Source organism: Bacillus sp. LNXM65 (genome assembly GCF_002998575.1).
Taxonomy (GTDB): Bacteria; Bacillota; Bacilli; order Bacillales; family Bacillaceae; genus Bacillus.
Genome location: NZ_PVRB01000014.1, coordinates 1 through 18,546, shown reverse-complemented (window position 1 = coordinate 18,546; position 18,546 = coordinate 1). Strand labels below are relative to the sequence as shown.

The following is an 18,546-nucleotide window of genomic DNA, read 5'->3' as shown; positions in this document are numbered from 1 at the left end:
ATCAGGTTGATAGGTCTGAGGTGGAAGCGTGGTGACACGTGGAGCTGACAGATACTAATAGATCGAGGACTTAACCTATATTCTAATGTGAAGCATGAACATTGTTATCTAGTTTTGAGAGAACATTCTCTCCATCAGGTTTGGTGGCGATAGCGAAGAGGTCACACCCGTTCCCATACCGAACACGGAAGTTAAGCTCTTCAGCGCCGATGGTAGTTGGGGGTCTCCCCCTGTGAGAGTAGGACGCCGCCAAGCTTTTCTAAGGATCAGTTCCATACGGAACTGGTCTTTTTTGTGTTTTCTTCTAACAGCATCATGATATAAGCTGGGAACTTCTCTTCGGCAATCTCCATATAGCGTTCAATCATGACGTAATCATCACTAATGTATTGAGACAGCAGCTCGTACCACCATTCAGTTTCGTAGCGGGCAATCATACTGAGGTTATACATTAATAAGTAATGGCTGATGATCTCAGGAATCCCTAAAAATGAATCACGAGTTGACGGAATAAACCATTGATCCATTTCTAAATCATAATGAAGATGAGTAGCGAGCGCTGGATTTTCTTCTAGAGCTACATCAAACGTCAGCTTTTTGGCTTCTCTTTGCTTGAGTTTCCAACTTGTATGGAACTCAAAGTATTCAATAAAGCGTTCAGCAGACATGTTATAAAGCAATGGAATATGATCTTGAATCATCATCCCATTAACCTTTTCCACTTTAACTAATGTCGAGGGCTGCTTTTGAAACTCCAGAATATGACTCATTTCAGGTATCTTTGAAAGGAGATGAATCATCGTAAATCGCTCATCTTCAAGACCATTTAAATGAAATAGATGCTTTAACACATGCATGCATAGTCCATTTCGCTGAATTTTCACTTCATCTTCACTAAAGCGGTAATGCTGTTTCTTTCTCTTTCTCGATGTTACGCCATGGGCCAAAACAGAGGTTTGAGAAGGATAGTGAGGATCAACTGTCAGTAAACATGCCTTTAGCAACTGAGCCATTCCATAAAATAATAAAATGGGCTTCAGTTCGAGTGGAGCGATAGCTGCCTGTTCATAGAACGTATGGCCATGCTTTAAAAAGTAAATAAACCGTTCACAGTTTTTATAGGCTTGCTGGTTTGCATCTTGAATGCTCCGTTTCTCATATTGTTGATATAGAAACTTTTGGGAAGTTTCGAGTGAGTAAAAACGTTTTAAATCCTTCCATCCTGAACTTTTCATCTTCTTCCTCCACTCTCTTTATATTTTCTAAAAATTGCAACTGTTTGTTGCTTCCTTGACATGCTGTTTCCTAGTTGATAATCTACATATAATATTTTGCCGAAAAGAGGGGGATTTACTAATGTGGGAAAGTAAATTTTCAAAAGAAGGTTTGACGTTTGACGATGTTTTGCTTGTTCCAGCTAAGTCTGAAGTACTTCCGCGTGATGTCGATTTATCAGTTGAGTTAACAAGCACATTAAAACTAAACATTCCAATTATCAGTGCAGGAATGGACACGGTGACGGAATCACAAATGGCGATTGCAATGGCACGTCAAGGTGGTCTTGGTATCATTCATAAGAACATGTCTATTGAGCAACAAGCAGAACAAGTGGATAAAGTAAAACGTTCAGAGCGCGGCGTTATTACAAATCCATTCTTCCTAACACCTGAGCATCAAGTATTTGATGCAGAGCACCTAATGGGTAAATACCGTATTTCAGGTGTACCGATTGTAAATAACGAAGAAGATCAAAAGCTTGTTGGTATTATTACGAACCGTGACCTTCGTTTTATTTCGGATTATTCAATGAAGATTAGCGACGTGATGACAAAAGAGGAACTTGTGACAGCTTCTGTAGGTACGACGTTAGAAGAAGCTGAAAAAATCCTACAGCAATATAAAATTGAAAAATTACCTCTTTTAGATGACGAAGGAACGTTAAAAGGTCTTATCACCATCAAAGATATTGAAAAAGTGATCGAATTCCCTAACTCCTCTAAAGATGCACATGGCCGTTTAATTGTTGGTGCTGCTGTTGGTGTCACTGGCGATACAATGACTCGTGTGAGAAAATTAGTCGAAGCCAATGTGGATGTCGTTGTCATTGATACTGCACATGGTCATTCACAAGGTGTTCTTAACACTGTATCGAAAATCCGTGAAACGTATCCTTCTCTTAATATCATTGCTGGTAATGTTGCAACAGCCGAAGCAACTAAAGCATTATTTGAAGCAGGAGCAGATATTGTGAAAGTCGGTATCGGACCAGGGTCTATTTGTACAACACGTGTTGTTGCAGGTGTTGGTGTACCACAAATCACAGCAATCTATGACTGTGCAACAGAAGCAAGAAAACATGGTAAAGCTATTATTGCAGATGGTGGAATTAAATATTCAGGTGATATCGTAAAAGCTCTAGCATCTGGTGGACATGCTGTAATGCTTGGAAGCCTTCTAGCTGGTACATCTGAAAGCCCAGGAGACACAGAAATTTTCCAAGGTAGACGCTTCAAAGTTTATCGCGGTATGGGTTCAGTCGCTGCAATGGAAAAAGGAAGTAAAGATCGTTACTTCCAAGAAGATAATAAAAAATTCGTTCCAGAAGGTATTGAAGGCCGTACACCATACAAAGGACCAGTCGTTGATACAGTGTATCAACTCGTTGGCGGTATCCGTTCTGGTATGGGCTATTGTGGAACACAGGACTTACGCTCACTTAGAGAAGATGCACAGTTCATTCGCATGACTGGTGCAGGACTTCGTGAGAGTCATCCACATGATGTACAAATTACAAAAGAATCACCAAACTACACAATTTCTTGATAAATTGTGACAATCAAATTACATTTGACAGGGTCTATGACTCTGTCTATTTTTTTTGTCTTTATTGTGATAAAATTTATACTGTTGTGTTGAAATAAGCCCTTGTGGATTAAATATATATGAAATACGTCGAAAAAAGATGAATACGGAGGTATGACGATTGAACAGCAAGATGTTGAAACAGCTTATGGTCTCTATCCTTGCACTGGCATTGATTGTGACAGCATTTACACCAATGTCCAAAGCAAAAGCAGCTGAAGATCCATTCAATGTGAATGCGAAAGCAGCAATCCTAATTGAAGCTTCTACAGGTAAAATTCTTTATAGTAAAAACGCAGAACAAAGACTGCCTATTGCAAGTATGGCAAAGATGATGACAGAGTATCTATTACTAGAGGCGATTGCTGAAGGCAAAGTGAAATGGGATCAAACGTATACGCCAGATGATTATGTATACGAAATTTCTCAGGACCGCAGTTTATCAAACGTTCCTTTGAGAAAAGATGGCTCGTATACAGTGAAAGAACTTTATCAAGCAACGGCTATTTATTCGGCAAATGCAGCAGCGATTGGCTTAGCAGAAGTGATCGCTGGATCAGAATCGAAGTTCGTTGAAAAAATGAACGCAAAAGCGAAAGAACTTGGTTTAACTAACTACAAATTCGTGAATGCAACTGGACTAGAAAATAAAGATTTACATGGCAAACAGCCAAAAGGTACAGGTCCTGATGAAGAAAGTGAAGTATCTGCGAAAGATATGGCATTGCTTGCACAGCATCTCATCAAAGACCATCCAGAAATTCTTGAAACATCAAGTATCGCGAAAACAAAGTTCAGAGAAGGCACAGACGATGAAATGGACATGCCTAACTGGAACTTCATGCTTAAAGGACTTGTGAAGGAATATGAAGGTGTAGACGGTCTGAAAACAGGCTCTACGGATTCAGCTGGTTCTAGCTTCACAGGTACCGCTAAACAAGGTGACATGCGTGTCATTGCTGTGATCTTGAATGCAAAAGGTAATCTTCATACAGCACGTTTCGACGTGGCGAAAAAACTGTTCGACTATGCATTTAAAAACTTCACGATGAAAGAAATGTACAAAAAAGGTCAACAGATCAAAGGACATGAAAACATCGAAGTCGATAAAGGCAAAGACAAAGAAGTACCTGTCGTCACGAAAGAAGCTTTCTCTGTGCCAGTAAAAAATGGCGACGAAAAGAGCTTTAAAGCAAAAGTAAATATCGAGAAAAAGAAACTAGAAGCTCCTATTAAAAAAGGAACGAAGGTTGGCATGCTGACGACTTCTTATTCTGGTGATGAGAAGGACTACGGCTATTTGAATAAAGATCAATCAGGTGTTGAGCTTATAACGAAAACAGGCGATGAAAAAGCAAACTGGTTCATCCTTGCAATGCGTAGTGTAGGTGGATTCTTCGCTGGCATTTGGGGCGGAATCGTTGACACAGTAAAAGGTTGGTTCTAATAAAAAACTGCTCTCATGCATAGAGAGCAGTTTTTTTATCGTTAAAAGAAAAGCGATTGTTTTTGATTTTGAGGAGTGGACAAGGCTTGCTGAAAAATACCACATAACTTTTCCACGCCCTCGGTCAGTGCTTTTTCATTCACATAAGAAAAGCTGAGGCGGATATAGTTTTGCTTCGGCTCTCCAGGATAGCACACAGAGCCAGGCAGAAAGGTAATTTGCTGCTTACGTGCCTCATGCAGCAGTGCACGTGTATCGACCCAGGAAGGAAAGCTAAGCCATAAATTGAGCCCGCCCTGAGGAATTTGCCACGTCACATCTTTTGGTGCATGCTTCGTTAATACATCTATCATTAAATCACGTCTCACCTTCAAGGCGGTTCTCAGCTTTTTCGTATGATCAATCATCTTCTTCGAAGTCAGAAATGGCAGAATGGCTTTTTGTGTGAGAAGAGGGCTGCCTAAATCATTATTGGCCTTTGCTGCTAATAAACGATTAAATATCGAGCCTGAGGCGGTGATAATCCCAATTCTGCATCCTGGAGCCAGTGTTTTACTTAATCCTCGCAAATAAATGACGTGTCCATCATGATCAAGACTTTTGATAGGTGCTGGCGGCTTCTTTTCGAAATAAAGCTCACGATAAGGATCATCCTCTACAATGAGACAATCAATACTTTGAGCCAGTAAGAGAAGTTGTTTTCTGCGTTTCATTGACATACTGGCCCCTGTCGGACTGTGAAAAGTAGGAATCGTGTAGATGAGCTTTGGTTTATATTTATCACAAATGCTTTGAAGCTGCTTCATGTTCATGCCTTCATGATCAACAGGGACTGTAATAATTCTTGCCCCTCTGCCCATAAAGACATCAATGGCGCCTGGATAAGTCGGTGCTTCCATGACAACTACATCATCAGGACCGATAAACGCACGTGCGACCAAATCAAGCCCTTGCTGAGAACCACTAGTTACAAGGATATTTTCAGGAGTAGAAGGCACACCCAGCTTTTCTAAAAAAGACTGAATGACTTGCCTAAGCTGAAGATCCCCTTGAATTTCCCCATACTTCGACATGATTTGAGGATGTCTGGCTAGTACATGCTGCATTTCTTTTTCTAAATACCGGTTTGGCAAAAGCCCTGGATCAATCATAGAGGAAGAAAGGTTGATCGCTTCTTCGACATAGTGATACTGAGCAAATTGAGACCGTGGTAAATAATCCGGAATGGATAACTGCCAATCAAAAGAGGTAGATGACGGAACCGGAATATCTGACTGCTTTTGCAGCTCATCCACAAACGTCCCTTTACCTTGCACAGTCGTTAAATATCCGTCGTCCTTCAGCCGTGTGTATGCCTTTGCTGCCGTGACAAGACTCACATTCAGCTGCTTTGCTAAATCACGTACAGTTGGCAGCTTATCTCCCTGCTGAAGCAAACCCGATTGGATATGATCAATGATCGAAAAGTAAATCTGATTCGAAAGAGATGTATCAGAATGTCGATGGATATCAATATGCATGAGAAACCTCCATTGAGTGCAAAATTGTTATACATGAATTTGAATTGTTATAGTTGCATTATAGCATGTAAATCACACTTCAAAGAAAAAATGACTTATTTTTAGCCAGAAATCGTTTATATACAAGGGTTTAGGCTTTTTTGTCGCTGATTGAATTGTTATACTATTCTCTTTATTGTTATACTGTCTCGCTTGTATGATAAAGAGGTAAATCAATCGAATTGACAAATGGGAGGAAACTATTGTGAGCAATAAGGGAACTGAACGAGTGAAACGTGGAATGGCAGAAATGCAAAAGGGTGGCGTCATTATGGATGTCGTCAATGCTGAACAGGCAAAGATCGCAGAAGAAGCAGGTGCGGTGGCAGTTATGGCACTAGAACGAGTACCAGCTGATATCCGTGCAGCCGGCGGTGTAGCCCGTATGGCAGACCCAAGAATCGTAGAGGAAGTACAAAATGCAGTAACGATTCCAGTCATGGCAAAAGCACGTATCGGCCACATCGTCGAGGCTCGTGTTCTTGAAGCACTTGGTGTTGATTATATCGATGAGAGTGAAGTGCTGACGCCCGCAGATGAGGAATTCCATTTAAATAAAAATGAATACACAGTACCTTTTGTCTGTGGTTGCCGTAACTTAGGTGAAGCAACCCGCCGTATCGCAGAAGGCGCTTCGATGCTTCGTACGAAAGGGGAACCTGGGACAGGCAACATTGTAGAAGCTGTCCGTCATATGAGAAAGGTCAATGCTCAGATTCGTAAAGTAGCAGCAATGAGTGAAGATGAACTGATGACAGAAGCCAAGAACCTAGGAGCACCTTATGAATTATTGCTTCAAATCAAAAAAGACGGCAAGCTCCCAGTTGTTAACTTTGCAGCTGGAGGCGTTGCGACACCAGCAGATGCTGCGTTAATGATGCAGCTTGGAGCAGACGGTGTATTTGTTGGATCTGGTATTTTTAAATCAGACAATCCGGCGAAATTTGCAAAAGCGATTGTTGAAGCAACGACTCACTTCACAGATTACCGTCTCATTGCAGAACTTTCAAAAGAGCTTGGAACAGCCATGAAAGGAATTGAAATCTCAAATCTACTGCCAGAAGAGCGTATGCAAGAGCGTGGCTGGTAATTAAGGGAGCGCAAATGAACATGCTAACAATTGGTGTACTAGGGCTTCAAGGAGCCGTGAGAGAGCATATTCAATCGATTGAAGCCTGCGATGCAGAAGGTAAGATCATTAAACGAGCAGAAGAGCTAGCATCCGTTGACGGTCTTATTATCCCTGGTGGAGAAAGCACGACGATGAGGAGACTCATGGATACGTACCAATTCATTGAACCGATTAAAGCGTTCGCTGCAGAAGGGAAACCGATTTTCGGGACATGTGCCGGTTTGATTATGCTGGCAAAACATATTGAAGATCGAGAAGATGCCCATCTTGGATTGTTAAATGTATCTGTTGCACGGAATTCATTTGGCAGACAGGTAGACAGCTTTGAAGCAGATCTAGAAGTAAAAGGGCTGGATGCGCCGTTTACAGGGGTGTTCATCCGTGCGCCTCATATCATCAGCGCAGATGTGAGCGTAGAAATCATGGCTGAATATGATGGCAGGATTGTGATGGCGAAAGAAAACAATATCTTAGGCTGTTCTTTTCATCCAGAGCTGACAGACGATCACCGGTTAACACAGCTGTTTGTTGAAATGGTGAAGTCTTACAAAACGAAGCTCGCTGTATAAAACGGTTGAAAAGAGATAAAACTTATAGTACATTAAAATCACAATCAAAGATCGAAAAAGCGTTGACGGGAAATAGTAAGAAGCCCCTCTTTCTCAGAGAGCCGATGGTTGGTGCGAATCGGTGAAAGATGCAGTCTGAATCCATCCTTGAGCGAAATGCTGAAACACGAGAAGTAAGCATTTACGGTGATACCGTTACAGAGGAAAGAGGAAAGCATGCTTCTGCATGTTTTCAATCAGGGTGGCAACGCGAGAGCTCTCGTCCCTTTCATGGGATGAGGGCTCTTTTTATTTTTCGATAAAAAAAGGAGTGTTACACATGCTGGATATTAAACAACTGCGCACGGACTTTGATCAAATCAAAGAAAAATTAGCACACCGAGGCGAAGATTTAGCGGATTTTGATAAGTTTGGTGAACTGGATCAAAAAAGAAGAGAACTAATCGGGAAAACAGAAGAATTAAAGAGCCGAAGAAATGAAGTATCACAGCAAGTGGCCGTTCTAAAAAGAGAAAAGAAAGATGCCGATCACATTATTCAAGAAATGCGTGAGGTAGGAGATGAGATTAAAAAGCTGGATGATGAGCTAAGAACAGTAGAAGAAAGCTTGCAGCACATCCTCTTCTCTATTCCGAATATCCCTCATGACACTGTACCGGTTGGGGAAACAGAAGATGACAACGTGGAAGTGAGAAAATGGGGCGAACAGCCGGCCTTCTCATTTGAGCCAAAACCACATTGGGATGTAGCGGATGAGCTAAACATTCTTGATTTTGAACGCGCAGGAAAAGTCACAGGAAGCCGATTCGTTTTTTATAAAGGGCTTGGCGCACGCTTAGAGCGCGCACTATATAACTTTATGCTCGATCTACATGTCGATGAGTTTGGTTTTACTGAAGTGCTCCCACCTTACATGGTCAATAGAGCTAGCATGACAGGGACTGGGCAGCTTCCAAAATTCGAAGAGGATGCCTTTAAAATCCGAGAAGAAGATTATTTCCTCATTCCAACAGCTGAAGTGCCGATTACCAACATGCACCGTGACGAAATCCTTGAAGGGGAACAGCTGCCAATCAATTATGCAGCATTCAGTGCTTGCTTTAGATCAGAGGCTGGATCTGCCGGAAGAGATACACGCGGACTCATCCGTCAGCACCAATTTAATAAGGTAGAGCTTGTGAAATTTGTTAGACCTGAAGATTCTTATGAAGAATTAGAGAAACTAACAAATCAAGCAGAAAAAGTCCTACAGCTATTAAACCTGCCATACCGTGTCATGAGCATGTGTACGGGAGATTTAGGCTTCACGGCTGCGAAGAAATACGACATCGAAGTATGGATTCCGAGCCAAGATACGTATCGTGAAATTTCTTCTTGCAGTAACTTCGAAGCATTCCAAGCAAGACGCGCAAACATTCGATTCCGTCCAGAGCCTAAAGCGAAGCCAGAGCATGTCCACACGTTAAATGGATCTGGTTTAGCCGTAGGAAGAACCGTGGCGGCCATTTTAGAAAACTATCAACAAGAGGACGGCACAGTAATTATTCCTGAAGTACTGCGTCCTTATATGGGAAATAAAGAAGTGATGAAATAAGATGCCGCTATGGCATCTTATTTCTTTTTACCAAAAGTCCTACAGTTTTCCTAAATTTAGCCGATAAAAAAATAAAAGCTTCTAGGAAAGAAGGAATAACCTTGAATAGGCTTGACTATTATGTTGAAATGGCTCAATTAATTAGAAAAGTTCTAGATGAAAGTATTCTTTTCGGCATCACTGATACAGAGAAGGTGCTTTGTTACTACCCGTCTAACACAATAGATTTTGGCGTGAAAGTTGGGGACCCATTGAACCCAGAAGACCAAAACGTGGCGACGACATTAAGAGGACAAGAATATGATGGTCATTTACCAGAGTCTTTATATGGTTATGAAATTGCTGTAAAAGGTTACCCGATTTTTGATGAAGATAGAAAAGTAATTGGATCTTTTTTAGTGGCATTTTCACATCATCGTGAAAAGAAATTAAGCGGTTATATGGAGCATATCAATGATGTAGCGAAAGAACTCCAAGGTGGAATCGAACAAATTGCTGCGCATTCACAAGAGCTGGCGGCCACAAGTTTAGAAATAAGCGAACAGGCAGGAAGAGCGGAAGAGAAATCTGCAAATATTGAAGAAGTCGTCAAAACCATTGGCGGGATCGCTAGACAAACAAACTTGCTAGGTCTAAATGCTGCAATTGAAGCAGCAAGAGCAGGCGAGAATGGAAAAGGGTTTGCTGTCGTAGCTGATGAAGTTCGTAAATTATCAGATGGCTCAAAGGAAGCGGCTGAAACCATTAATACCTTCTTAAAGGAAATCCAAGACAGTATTAGCACTTTGTCTGAAAACATCTCACAAATCAGCAGCTCAACAAATGAACAAGCCAAACAAGTGACAGACTTTACGAAAATTATTGAATCATTAAATGAGTTTAAAGAAGAGATGAATCAGTTTATTGAAGAGATTAGACAGGATACAAAATAGATCAAGAGCAGCCGTTAATGGCTGCTTTTTTATGGGCAGATTCTCATACCAAAACAACTTATTGAAATTTTTTTCGAAAAGATGTTGACTTGAATTAAAATGATATGGTATATTAATTCTTGTCGATACGGAGGAATACCCAAGTCCGGCTGAAGGGATCGGTCTTGAAAACCGACAGGGGTGTCAAAGCCCGCGGGGGTTCGAATCCCTCTTCCTCCGCCATATTGATTTTTTACCTTAGTTGAATTAAAACGCAAGCATAAAAATTGGAATTGTCAAACCGCTGCATTCGCGAAATGCAGCGGTTTTTTTTATTTTGTTTTAGAGCGATTTTTTTGTATAACAGAAGCAATTTCATGAAGAATGGGTTCAAGTGAGCTTTCATCATGAAGTAAGTCGTAATCTTCAATGTTAATTTTAATCACTGGGCATAAATCGAATTGTTCGATCCATTCCGTATATCGAGTGTACATTTCTTCCCAATAGGCTCGATCAGTTTGAGTTTCCATCTCTCTGCCGCGTTCTTCAATACGATTCAAAATATGATCTAAATCCCCGTGTAAATAGATGAGTACATCAGGGTGAGGGAAGTAAGGTGTCATCACCATCGCCTCGAATAGACTCGTATACGTTTCATAATCTACTTCAGACATCGTACCTTTGTCCGCATGCATTTTCGCGAAAATGCCTGTGTCCTCATAAATTGAACGATCTTGCACATATCCTCCACCAGATTCAAAAATCCGCTTTTGCTCCTTAAAACGCTCGGCTAGGAAATAGACCTGTAAATGGAAGCTCCATCTTTGGAAATCTGAATAAAAGGGCTCTAAGTATGGGTTGTCATCTACTTTTTCAAGAGAGGTTTGAAAGCCTAGCTTGTCCGCTATCGTTTTAGTCATAGTGGATTTTCCGACACCAACAGTCCCGGCGATTGTGATCACTGCATCCTTTGGTATTTCGATATTGTTCATAGTACTTGCTCCTTTATGTTCTGTACAATTTGCTGGTAATCTTGCTGTGAGGAAACGAAGTCTGTATGATCTCCTTCAATTGTAATGATAGGAAGCCCTGGGTCAGTCTGTTTTAAATGTTCAATGGCCAGCTCATAATCTTCAATGAGTGTTTTTAAATAAGCTGGGTCGATGTCTTCTTCAAAAGAGCGTCCTCTCATCTGTATTCTTTCAAGTAAGGTAGGAAGGCTGGCTTTTATATAGATTATGGCATTTGGTTTAGGCAGATCATCTGTTAGCAGGTGATAGATCTTTCTGTATTTATCCATGTGCTTTTTTGATAATGTTCTTTCTGCAAATATCATATTTTTATAGACATGATAATCAGTGACAATCGGCTGCTGTTGACTCACATAGTTTTCTTCAATAGATTCTAACTGTTTGACCCGATTGCATAAAAAGAACATCTCAAGCTGAAAGCTCCATTGTTCCATATCTTCATAAAATTTATCTAAGAATGGATTTTCTTCTACAATCTCTTTTACTAAAGGAAATTGAAATTCCTTCGCAAGCATTGTAGCCAAAGTTGTTTTTCCGGCTCCAATTGGGCCTTCCACTGCAATAAAAGGGGCAGGATACATAGGCGTTCTCCTCTATCTATAAAGTTGTCAAACCAATGTATATTGTACCATACCCCTTCCGAGAGATAGAGCGAATGGGTTACGATGTCGTTCTTTTTTCAATATTAAATTGATCTGATAATAAGAGCCAATTTTGTGGGAAGGATAGACCTAATTTCCAATAAGCAATTCCGTTCAAGTTTAACTCTTTGATGAGATTGAACTTTGCTTGAATCGATCTAGCGTCTTCGAACCATACCTCATGCACTTTATTAGTGGCATCTGTGTAACGAAAATAAGGTGCTTGTGCTGTTTCGTCGTATAGAATGGAGGCATTATTATTTCTAGCAATGGCAATCGCTTGTTGAGGACTGACGGCTTTAGCAATGGGGCCACCCTGGACGTAAGGAAGCGTCCAATCATAGCCATATAAATTCTGCCCCATAACAATTTTATTGGCCGGCATGACGGTCAGTGCATATTCAATGACTTGGCGGACAGGTCCAATGGGAGAGACAGCTTGTGCAGGGCCGCCGCTGTATCCCCATTCATAGGTCATTAACACAACATGATCGACGATCTTCCCGATGGCTTCATAGTCATGAGCTTCATACCATTTTCCCTTCTGCTGACTACTTGTTTTAGGGGCAAGTGCAACAGATATTGTCCATCCTTCTTGATGGAAGCGGGTTGTTGCCTCTCTTAAAAATTGAATGTAAGCATCTTTATCAGCAGGACGTAAATATTCAAAATCAAAATGGATTTCTTTTAATTGATACTTTTTAGCAACACGAACGATTTCATTTAAAAATGTGGTTTTGACAGATTGGTTATTTAAAAGAATTCGCCCAAGTTCATCACTGAATTTTTCATTCTCTAGGTTTGTCACTACCATAGATAAAACGGTTCTGCTCTGAGCGGCTATTTGAGGTAGCTGATCTAACGGTGGTTCTTTCAGTGTTCCGTCTCTTTGCGCTTGGAAACTAAAGGCGCCTAAATGGGTTAAATATGGAGAGGCCTCTCTAGCTGCTTGTTTTAAGTTTTCACTGACTTGATTTCCCCTTGGTTCAATGTAAGCATTCGAATTAATGTTCCTTTTCGGTCTTTGAGGAATATAGAGCAAGAAGCGAATAGGTAGTATCGCTTCAGGCCGAATTCTATTCACACGTGCCAACTCCTCCACTGAAATTCGAAATCGTCTTCCAATTTGATAAAGTGTGTCATTTTGTTTGACCTCATAAAATTGTCCTCTAATTGGAATGACAATTGTTTGTCCAATGACGAGTTGATTTGGTGTTTCAATATCGTTGGTACGGATGATTTCATTGACTGTTGTTTTAAAACGCATGGCAATTTCGTTTAAAGTATCTCCTCTTTTGACAACATAAATTTGAATAGTCAACGCCCCCTTTGTTATTGCTAACAATTTATGAGGGTTATGGATAAATCATGTTTGATTTTCATACGTGATCTCTTTAGCAGAGGTGATTTTTGCTAGTAGAACGTTCTCCATCATCGTTAAAGCATATTCGTTGTCTCTGTCGTCATTTGATGCGATACAATCTTTAGGTACAATTAAGTTGTATTCTCGCATGTATGCGTCATTTGCAGTGAACAGAACACAAATGTTTCCTGCAATTCCGGTCAAAATAATGTCTTGCACACCTAATTCATTTAAGAGTGTCTCTAATGCAGTTCCGTAGAAGGCAGAATGCTTCGGTTTAATTAAGAAGTAATCATCTTTAGATGGTGCCATTTTCTCTAAAATAGGGGCGCTTCTTTCGTTTTTGCATGTTTCCATCACAGCTTGTATATCAGCCTTCCAGAGACCATAGTGGTCGTTGATATAGATGATTGGCCAATTTTCCTTGAAAGCATGATCTTTAAGCGCTAAAATCTTATTGGTCATTTGCTCTGTTTTATCAGCGAGCACATGTCCCATTTCAAAATCAAAATTATTAATCATGTCGATAATAAGCAGTGCCTTTTGGTGCTTTGACAAAGTAAGACCCCCTTTAAAAGATTGTGCTAATATGTTAACCTCAATATCCTTTTAAAAAACATGAAAAGAGAGCCGTGCTATGACGAGAGATGAACAGTTTATGCAAGAAGCTATTTCTGAAGCCTTAAAAGCAGAACAAATAGGAGAAGTACCAATCGGTGCCATCATCGTTGTTGATGACCAAATTGTGAGCCGCGCTCATAATTTAAGGGAAACAGAGCAGCGTTCAATTGCACATGCAGAATTACTTGCTATTGATGAAGCGTGTAAAACGACTGGAAGCTGGCGTTTAGAGGATGCTGTACTTTATGTGACGCTTGAACCATGTCCTATGTGTGCGGGAGCGATTGTCCTTTCTAGAGTGAAAAAGGTCGTTTTCGGTGCATACGATCCAAAAGGTGGATGTGCAGGTACTTTAATGAATTTACTGGATGATGAACGATTCAATCATCAGTCTGAAGTCATTGGTGGTGTACTTGAAAATGAGTGTGGTGAGCTGTTAAGTCAGTTCTTCCGAAACCTCCGTCAGCGAAAGAAACAAGCCAAAAGTAAATGAATGGATGTCGTTTGCAATTTCGGCTATAAGAAGGTATACTTATGTCTGCGTCACTAACAATTTAATATTCATTTTGCCGTGCTAAGCGGGGAGGTAGCGGTGCCCTGTACTCGCAATCCGCTCTAGCGAGGCCGAATCCCTTCTCAAGGTTCGTTTACTTCAAGGTCTGCCTTAAATAAGTGGTGTTGACGTCTTGGTCCTGCGCAATGGGAATTCATGAACCATGTCAGGTCCGGAAGGAAGCAGCATTAAGTGAAACCTCTCATGTGCCGCAGGGTTGCCTGGGCCGAGCTAACTGTTTAAGTAACGCTTGGGGTAGCGAATCGACAGAAGGTGCACGGTAAATCAATATTAAATGTAACTCATCTAGTTAATCTAGGTGAGTTTTTTGTTGCTGTTTAAAGAATAGCTCAGCTGCTTTGTTTATACAAATAGGCAAAAAACCTTTTTAGAGTCTTTTTGTTTTTTCATTAATCACAATAGGAACAAAAGTTCTCCATGGTGTTGCAGAACAATTCGAAAATCTAGAAAACACGTTTTTGATTCATAGAAAGTAGAATATCTATAGTTGAAATCATCATTTTCGTTTATTAGAAAATAAAGGTGTGCTTTTGAATTGATCGGTGCATCATGTATAATAAAAAAGATGATAAATGGAGGAGGGCGTATTTGTGAGTTATCAAGCTTTGTATCGAGTGTTCAGACCTCAAGTTTTTGAGGATGTTGTTGGACAAGAACACATCACAAAAACGTTGCAAAATGCCCTTTTGCAGAAGAAGTTTTCTCATGCTTACTTATTTTCAGGTCCTAGAGGAACAGGTAAAACAAGTGCTGCCAAAATCTTTGCGAAGGCAGTGAACTGTGAAAAGTCACCTGTGAGTGAACCTTGTAATGAATGTGATGCCTGTAAAGGGATTACAAACGGCTCGATTTCAGACGTGATTGAAATAGATGCTGCCTCAAACAACGGGGTAGATGAAATCCGTGATATACGTGATAAAGTGAAATTTGCTCCTTCGGCGGTTACATATAAGGTTTATATTATAGATGAAGTACATATGCTCTCTATCGGGGCATTTAATGCCCTCCTTAAAACGTTAGAGGAGCCGCCTGCTCATTGTATCTTTATTTTGGCTACCACAGAGCCTCATAAGATTCCTCTTACCATCATATCCCGTTGTCAGAGATTTGATTTTAAACGAATCACGACAAAAGATATTGTTGGAAGAATGAAGAAAATTGTAGATGCAGAAAGCCTAAATGTACAAGAGGGCTCGCTCGAGATTATCGCTAGTGCAGCTGATGGCGGTATGCGTGATGCACTAAGCCTCTTAGATCAAGCGATCTCATTTAGTGGTGAGCAGCTGACAATTGATGATGCGCTGCTCATTACAGGAGCTGTTTCTCAGCATTTCATTAGTCAGCTAGCCGAAGCAATTTTTGATCAAAATATTGCTGTAGCGTTAGATACCTTAAATGAATTACTTCAGCAGGGAAAAGATGCTGCTAAATTAATAGAGGACATGATCTTTTACTTTAGAGATATGCTGCTTTATAAAACGGCACCAGATCTGGAGGGGGTCCTTGAAAAGGTAAAGGTCGATGAAAATTTCGTGACGCTTTCGGATCGTGTGACACCTCAATTTCTATATGAAACAATTGAAGTGCTGAATAAAAGTCACCAAGAAATGAAATGGACGAATCATCCAAGAATTTTCTTTGAGGTAGCTGTTGTCAAGCTATGTCAGTCAACGGTTGGAATACCACAAGCTCATGCTAACGCTGATTTAACGGCGCTAACGGATAAAATAGACAGGTTGGAACAGGAGCTATCTAGGATAAGAGCTGAGGGTGTGCCAATGTCTCATTCTCATCATCCTCAAGAAAAAAAGGAAGCACCTCGACCACAAACGAGTAACAAAAATGGATACCGTGCACCTGTCGGCCGAATTCACGAGATTCTAAAAGAAGCAAAACGTCCAGAGCTAGAAAAAATTAAAGGTAAATGGGGAGAACTCCTTGCCCATTTGAAACAGCAGAATAAGGTGTCTCATGCTGCGCTATTAACGGATAGTGAACCAGTTGCTGCTGCTTCTCATGCCTTTGTTTTAAAATTCAAGTTTGAAATACACTGTAAAATGGTTGCCGAAGATAAAAGCGGTGTTCGAACCAACCTTGAGCAGCTATTAGAGTCTATGTTAGGAAAAAGAGTGGAATTAGTTGGCGTTCCTGACGCTCAATGGGGTAAAATAAGAGAAGAATTTTTAAGAGATCATCAGCCGGATGAACAGGCAGATGGTCAGGGGACTTCTGCTGAAGAGGATCCATTGATTGCAGAAGCAAAGAAGTTAGTAGGAAACGATTTAATTGAAATTAAAGATTAATAAAAATGAAAGAGAGTGGTGTTCATATGCGCGGTGGAATGGGAAATATGCAAAAAATGATGAAACAAATGCAAAAAATGCAAAAGGATATGGCTAAGGCTCAAGAAGAGCTTGCAGAAAAAGTCCTTGAAGGTACAGCTGGCGGCGGTATGGTCACTGTAAAAGTAAATGGACAAAAAGAAGTTGTTGATGTAGCAATTAATGAAGAAGTTGTTGATCCAGAAGATATCGATATGCTTCAAGATCTTGTACTTGCAGCAACAAACGACGCATTGAAAAAAGTCGATGAGTTAACGAATGAAACAATGGGGCAATTCACAAAAGGAATGAACATGCCAGGTTTATTCTAGGAGGAATAACTGAAGATGCAATATCCTGAACCAATATCAAAGCTGATTGACAGCTTTATGAAATTGCCAGGAATCGGACCGAAAACTGCGGTTCGTCTGGCTTTTTTTGTTCTTAGTATGCAGGAAGATGTCGTACTAGATTTCGCGAAGGCGCTTGTTAATGCAAAGCGTAATTTAACTTATTGTTCGGTATGCGGCCATATCACAGACCAAGATCCTTGCTATATTTGTGAAGATACAAGAAGAGATCAATCTGTTATCTGTGTAGTGCAAGACCCAAAAGATGTGATCGCAATGGAAAAGATGAAAGAATACAACGGCTTATACCATGTGCTTCATGGTGCCATTTCACCGATGGACGGAATTGGCCCAGAGGATATTAAAATTCCTGACCTGTTAAAAAGATTGCAAGACGATCAAGTGACAGAGGTGATCCTTGCAACCAATCCAAACATTGAAGGAGAGGCTACAGCCATGTATATCTCTAGACTGTTGAAACCATCAGGAATTAAACTCTCTCGCATTGCTCACGGACTTCCAGTAGGTGGAGACTTAGAGTATGCGGATGAAGTCACACTGTCTAAAGCTCTAGAAGGCAGACGTGAGATGTAGGAAGGAGAAGTACGGTACATGGGTTTTCTTCGCAGAAAATCAATTCGAAAAGAATTCGATGAGAAATTAATTCAACAGCTTTTTAAGCAAAAGGAAGAATGGAACAGACAAAAAAAGCTTGTCGCAAATAGCGTTGAGCCTTCACCGGACATTCTATTCGAATTAAAGCTTGCTCAAGCGAAGTACTTTTTCTATCTAAGAGAAGCGAAAAAGAGGAATTTACGTTTAAACAACTGGAGATAGCAGGTCTATTTTACATAGTCCTCTCATATGCTTGTACTATTCATATGAAGAGGAGATGAGAGGATTATGGAACCTGTTATTGTAATCGGGTCAATTTTGATAGCTGTACTATTGTTGTTTATGTCAGGTGTTCAAGCGAACCCCTTCAAATGGTTAGGGCTGATCGGAGTAAAGTTTGTGGCAGGTGCTCTTTTTTTATTTTGCCTCAATCTATTTGGAGAGAGTCTAGGATTACATGTCTCTATTAACCCTGTAACGAGTGGAATCAGTGGTTTATTGGGCATCCCAGGCGTAGCAGCCTTAGTCGTAATTGAAAAATTTATTATTTAATGAGAAATATTGTTGACTTTGATCCTGTATGGTGGTAAATTAATATACGTCGCTGATGACGAAGAAACGAAAAAACATTATAACAAAAAAGTTGTTGACATTAACAATTTAAATATGGTATGATGTTCTAGTCGCTTCTGAAGCGGTAAACAAGTTCTTTGAAAACTAAACAAGACAAAACGTACCTGTTAATTCGAGTTTTTATAAAAAAATCCTATGATACATCATAGGTAGTCAGTCAAACTGGCGAAAAACAAAACTTCGGTTTTGTACTTTTTCGGAGAGTTTGATCCTGGCTCAGGACGAACGCTGGCGGCGTGCCTAATACATGCAAGTCGAGCGGACAGAAGGGAGCTTGCTCCCGGATGTTAGCGGCGGACGGGTGAGTAACACGTGGGTAACCT

17 protein-coding genes, 1 tRNA gene, 2 rRNA genes, 1 other RNA gene, 1 pseudogene and 1 other annotated feature are annotated in these 18,546 nt (G+C 40.5%); of the genes and pseudogenes, 16 read left to right on the top strand and 6 right to left on the bottom strand.

Annotated elements, in window-relative coordinates; translation table 11 throughout:
• Positions 1-139 precede the first annotated feature (139 nt).
• Positions 140-255, top strand: a 5S ribosomal RNA gene (rrf, locus tag C6Y03_RS18930).
• A gap of 11 nt (positions 256-266) precedes the next feature.
• On the opposite strand, the gene C6Y03_RS18925 is transcribed toward rrf, so the two are convergent.
• Positions 267-1,235 carry a YaaC family protein gene (locus C6Y03_RS18925; RefSeq protein WP_060595635.1) on the bottom strand — a complete coding sequence of 323 codons (969 nt, stop codon included), beginning with the start codon at positions 1,233-1,235 and terminating at the stop codon, positions 267-269.
• Positions 1,236-1,356: 121 nt separating this feature from the next.
• On the opposite strand from C6Y03_RS18925, the gene guaB reads away from it, so the two are divergent.
• Complete coding sequence (gene guaB, locus C6Y03_RS18920; RefSeq protein WP_034666116.1) at positions 1,357-2,823, top strand: IMP dehydrogenase; 1,467 nt, start codon at positions 1,357-1,359, stop codon at positions 2,821-2,823.
• Positions 2,824-2,983: 160 nt separating this feature from the next.
• Positions 2,984-4,309, top strand: a complete 1,326-nt coding sequence (locus C6Y03_RS18915; RefSeq protein ID WP_034666113.1) for a D-alanyl-D-alanine carboxypeptidase family protein — start codon at positions 2,984-2,986, stop codon at positions 4,307-4,309.
• Positions 4,310-4,350: 41 nt separating this feature from the next.
• On the opposite strand, the gene pdxR is transcribed toward C6Y03_RS18915, so the two are convergent.
• On the bottom strand, positions 4,351-5,829 hold the full coding sequence (gene pdxR / locus C6Y03_RS18910) for a MocR-like pyridoxine biosynthesis transcription factor PdxR (protein WP_034666110.1): 1,479 nt from the start codon (positions 5,827-5,829) through the stop codon (positions 4,351-4,353).
• A gap of 244 nt (positions 5,830-6,073) precedes the next feature.
• Between pdxR and pdxS the strand changes: the two genes are divergently transcribed.
• The 5 genes and pseudogenes from pdxS (at position 6,074) to C6Y03_RS18885 (ending at position 10,317) form a co-directional block, all read left to right on the top strand.
• Positions 6,074-6,958: a pyridoxal 5'-phosphate synthase lyase subunit PdxS gene (gene pdxS, locus C6Y03_RS18905; protein ID WP_106039804.1), complete on the top strand. Its 885-nt coding sequence runs from the start codon at positions 6,074-6,076 to the stop codon at positions 6,956-6,958.
• Positions 6,959-6,978: 20 nt separating this feature from the next.
• Positions 6,979-7,569, top strand: a complete 591-nt coding sequence (gene pdxT, locus C6Y03_RS18900; RefSeq protein WP_034666104.1) for a pyridoxal 5'-phosphate synthase glutaminase subunit PdxT — start codon at positions 6,979-6,981, stop codon at positions 7,567-7,569.
• A gap of 53 nt (positions 7,570-7,622) precedes the next feature.
• Positions 7,623-7,839: a binding site (T-box leader), on the top strand.
• 49 nt (positions 7,840-7,888) lie between these two features.
• Positions 7,889-9,163 carry a serine--tRNA ligase gene (gene serS, locus C6Y03_RS18895; RefSeq protein ID WP_060595637.1) on the top strand — a complete coding sequence of 425 codons (1,275 nt, stop codon included), beginning with the start codon at positions 7,889-7,891 and terminating at the stop codon, positions 9,161-9,163.
• Positions 9,164-9,762: 599 nt separating this feature from the next.
• Positions 9,763-10,095 (top strand): annotated as a pseudogene (locus tag C6Y03_RS19690) (methyl-accepting chemotaxis protein); the annotation flags it as partial.
• 129 nt (positions 10,096-10,224) lie between these two features.
• A tRNA-Ser gene (locus C6Y03_RS18885) sits at positions 10,225-10,317 on the top strand.
• A gap of 89 nt (positions 10,318-10,406) precedes the next feature.
• Here C6Y03_RS18885 and C6Y03_RS18880 read toward each other — a convergent pair.
• From C6Y03_RS18880 to C6Y03_RS18865, 4 genes are all read right to left on the bottom strand, one after another.
• Positions 10,407-11,066 carry a deoxynucleoside kinase gene (locus C6Y03_RS18880; RefSeq protein ID WP_060595639.1) on the bottom strand — a complete coding sequence of 220 codons (660 nt, stop codon included), beginning with the start codon at positions 11,064-11,066 and terminating at the stop codon, positions 10,407-10,409.
• Positions 11,063-11,686 (bottom strand): deoxynucleoside kinase, encoded by a 624-nt coding sequence (locus C6Y03_RS18875; RefSeq protein WP_034666096.1) that lies wholly within the window; start codon positions 11,684-11,686, stop codon positions 11,063-11,065. Before C6Y03_RS18875 ends, C6Y03_RS18880 begins: the two co-directional genes overlap by 4 nt.
• A 79-nt stretch (positions 11,687-11,765) precedes the next feature.
• The gene (locus tag C6Y03_RS18870) at positions 11,766-13,013 is read right to left on the bottom strand and encodes a glycosyl hydrolase family 18 protein (protein WP_411266094.1); all 1,248 of its coding nucleotides are present in this window, start codon (positions 13,011-13,013) and stop codon (positions 11,766-11,768) included.
• Positions 13,014-13,112: 99 nt separating this feature from the next.
• On the bottom strand, positions 13,113-13,667 hold the full coding sequence (locus tag C6Y03_RS18865) for a cysteine hydrolase family protein (protein ID WP_060595641.1): 555 nt from the start codon (positions 13,665-13,667) through the stop codon (positions 13,113-13,115).
• A 79-nt stretch (positions 13,668-13,746) separates the two neighbouring features.
• On the opposite strand from C6Y03_RS18865, the gene tadA reads away from it, so the two are divergent.
• From tadA to C6Y03_RS18825, 8 genes are all read left to right on the top strand, one after another.
• Positions 13,747-14,223, top strand: a complete 477-nt coding sequence (tadA, locus tag C6Y03_RS18860; protein ID WP_003218102.1) for a tRNA adenosine(34) deaminase TadA — start codon at positions 13,747-13,749, stop codon at positions 14,221-14,223.
• Between the two features lie 76 nt (positions 14,224-14,299).
• An RNA gene (gene ffs, locus C6Y03_RS18855) (signal recognition particle sRNA large type) lies at positions 14,300-14,564 on the top strand.
• Positions 14,565-14,894: 330 nt separating this feature from the next.
• The gene (gene dnaX / locus C6Y03_RS18850) at positions 14,895-16,607 is read left to right on the top strand and encodes a DNA polymerase III subunit gamma/tau (RefSeq protein ID WP_060595642.1); all 1,713 of its coding nucleotides are present in this window, start codon (positions 14,895-14,897) and stop codon (positions 16,605-16,607) included.
• A 26-nt stretch (positions 16,608-16,633) separates the two neighbouring features.
• On the top strand, positions 16,634-16,957 hold the full coding sequence (locus C6Y03_RS18845; RefSeq protein ID WP_008342011.1) for a YbaB/EbfC family nucleoid-associated protein: 324 nt from the start codon (positions 16,634-16,636) through the stop codon (positions 16,955-16,957).
• A gap of 15 nt (positions 16,958-16,972) precedes the next feature.
• Positions 16,973-17,569, top strand: coding sequence for a recombination protein RecR (gene recR, locus C6Y03_RS18840; protein ID WP_003218094.1), 597 nt, complete (start codon positions 16,973-16,975; stop codon positions 17,567-17,569).
• An 18-nt stretch (positions 17,570-17,587) separates the two neighbouring features.
• On the top strand, positions 17,588-17,812 hold the full coding sequence (locus C6Y03_RS18835) for a YaaL family protein (RefSeq protein WP_003218088.1): 225 nt from the start codon (positions 17,588-17,590) through the stop codon (positions 17,810-17,812).
• A gap of 66 nt (positions 17,813-17,878) precedes the next feature.
• On the top strand, positions 17,879-18,142 hold the full coding sequence (locus C6Y03_RS18830) for a pro-sigmaK processing inhibitor BofA family protein (RefSeq protein ID WP_106031977.1): 264 nt from the start codon (positions 17,879-17,881) through the stop codon (positions 18,140-18,142).
• Between the two features lie 274 nt (positions 18,143-18,416).
• A 16S ribosomal RNA gene (locus C6Y03_RS18825) occupies positions 18,417-18,546 on the top strand; the annotation flags it as partial.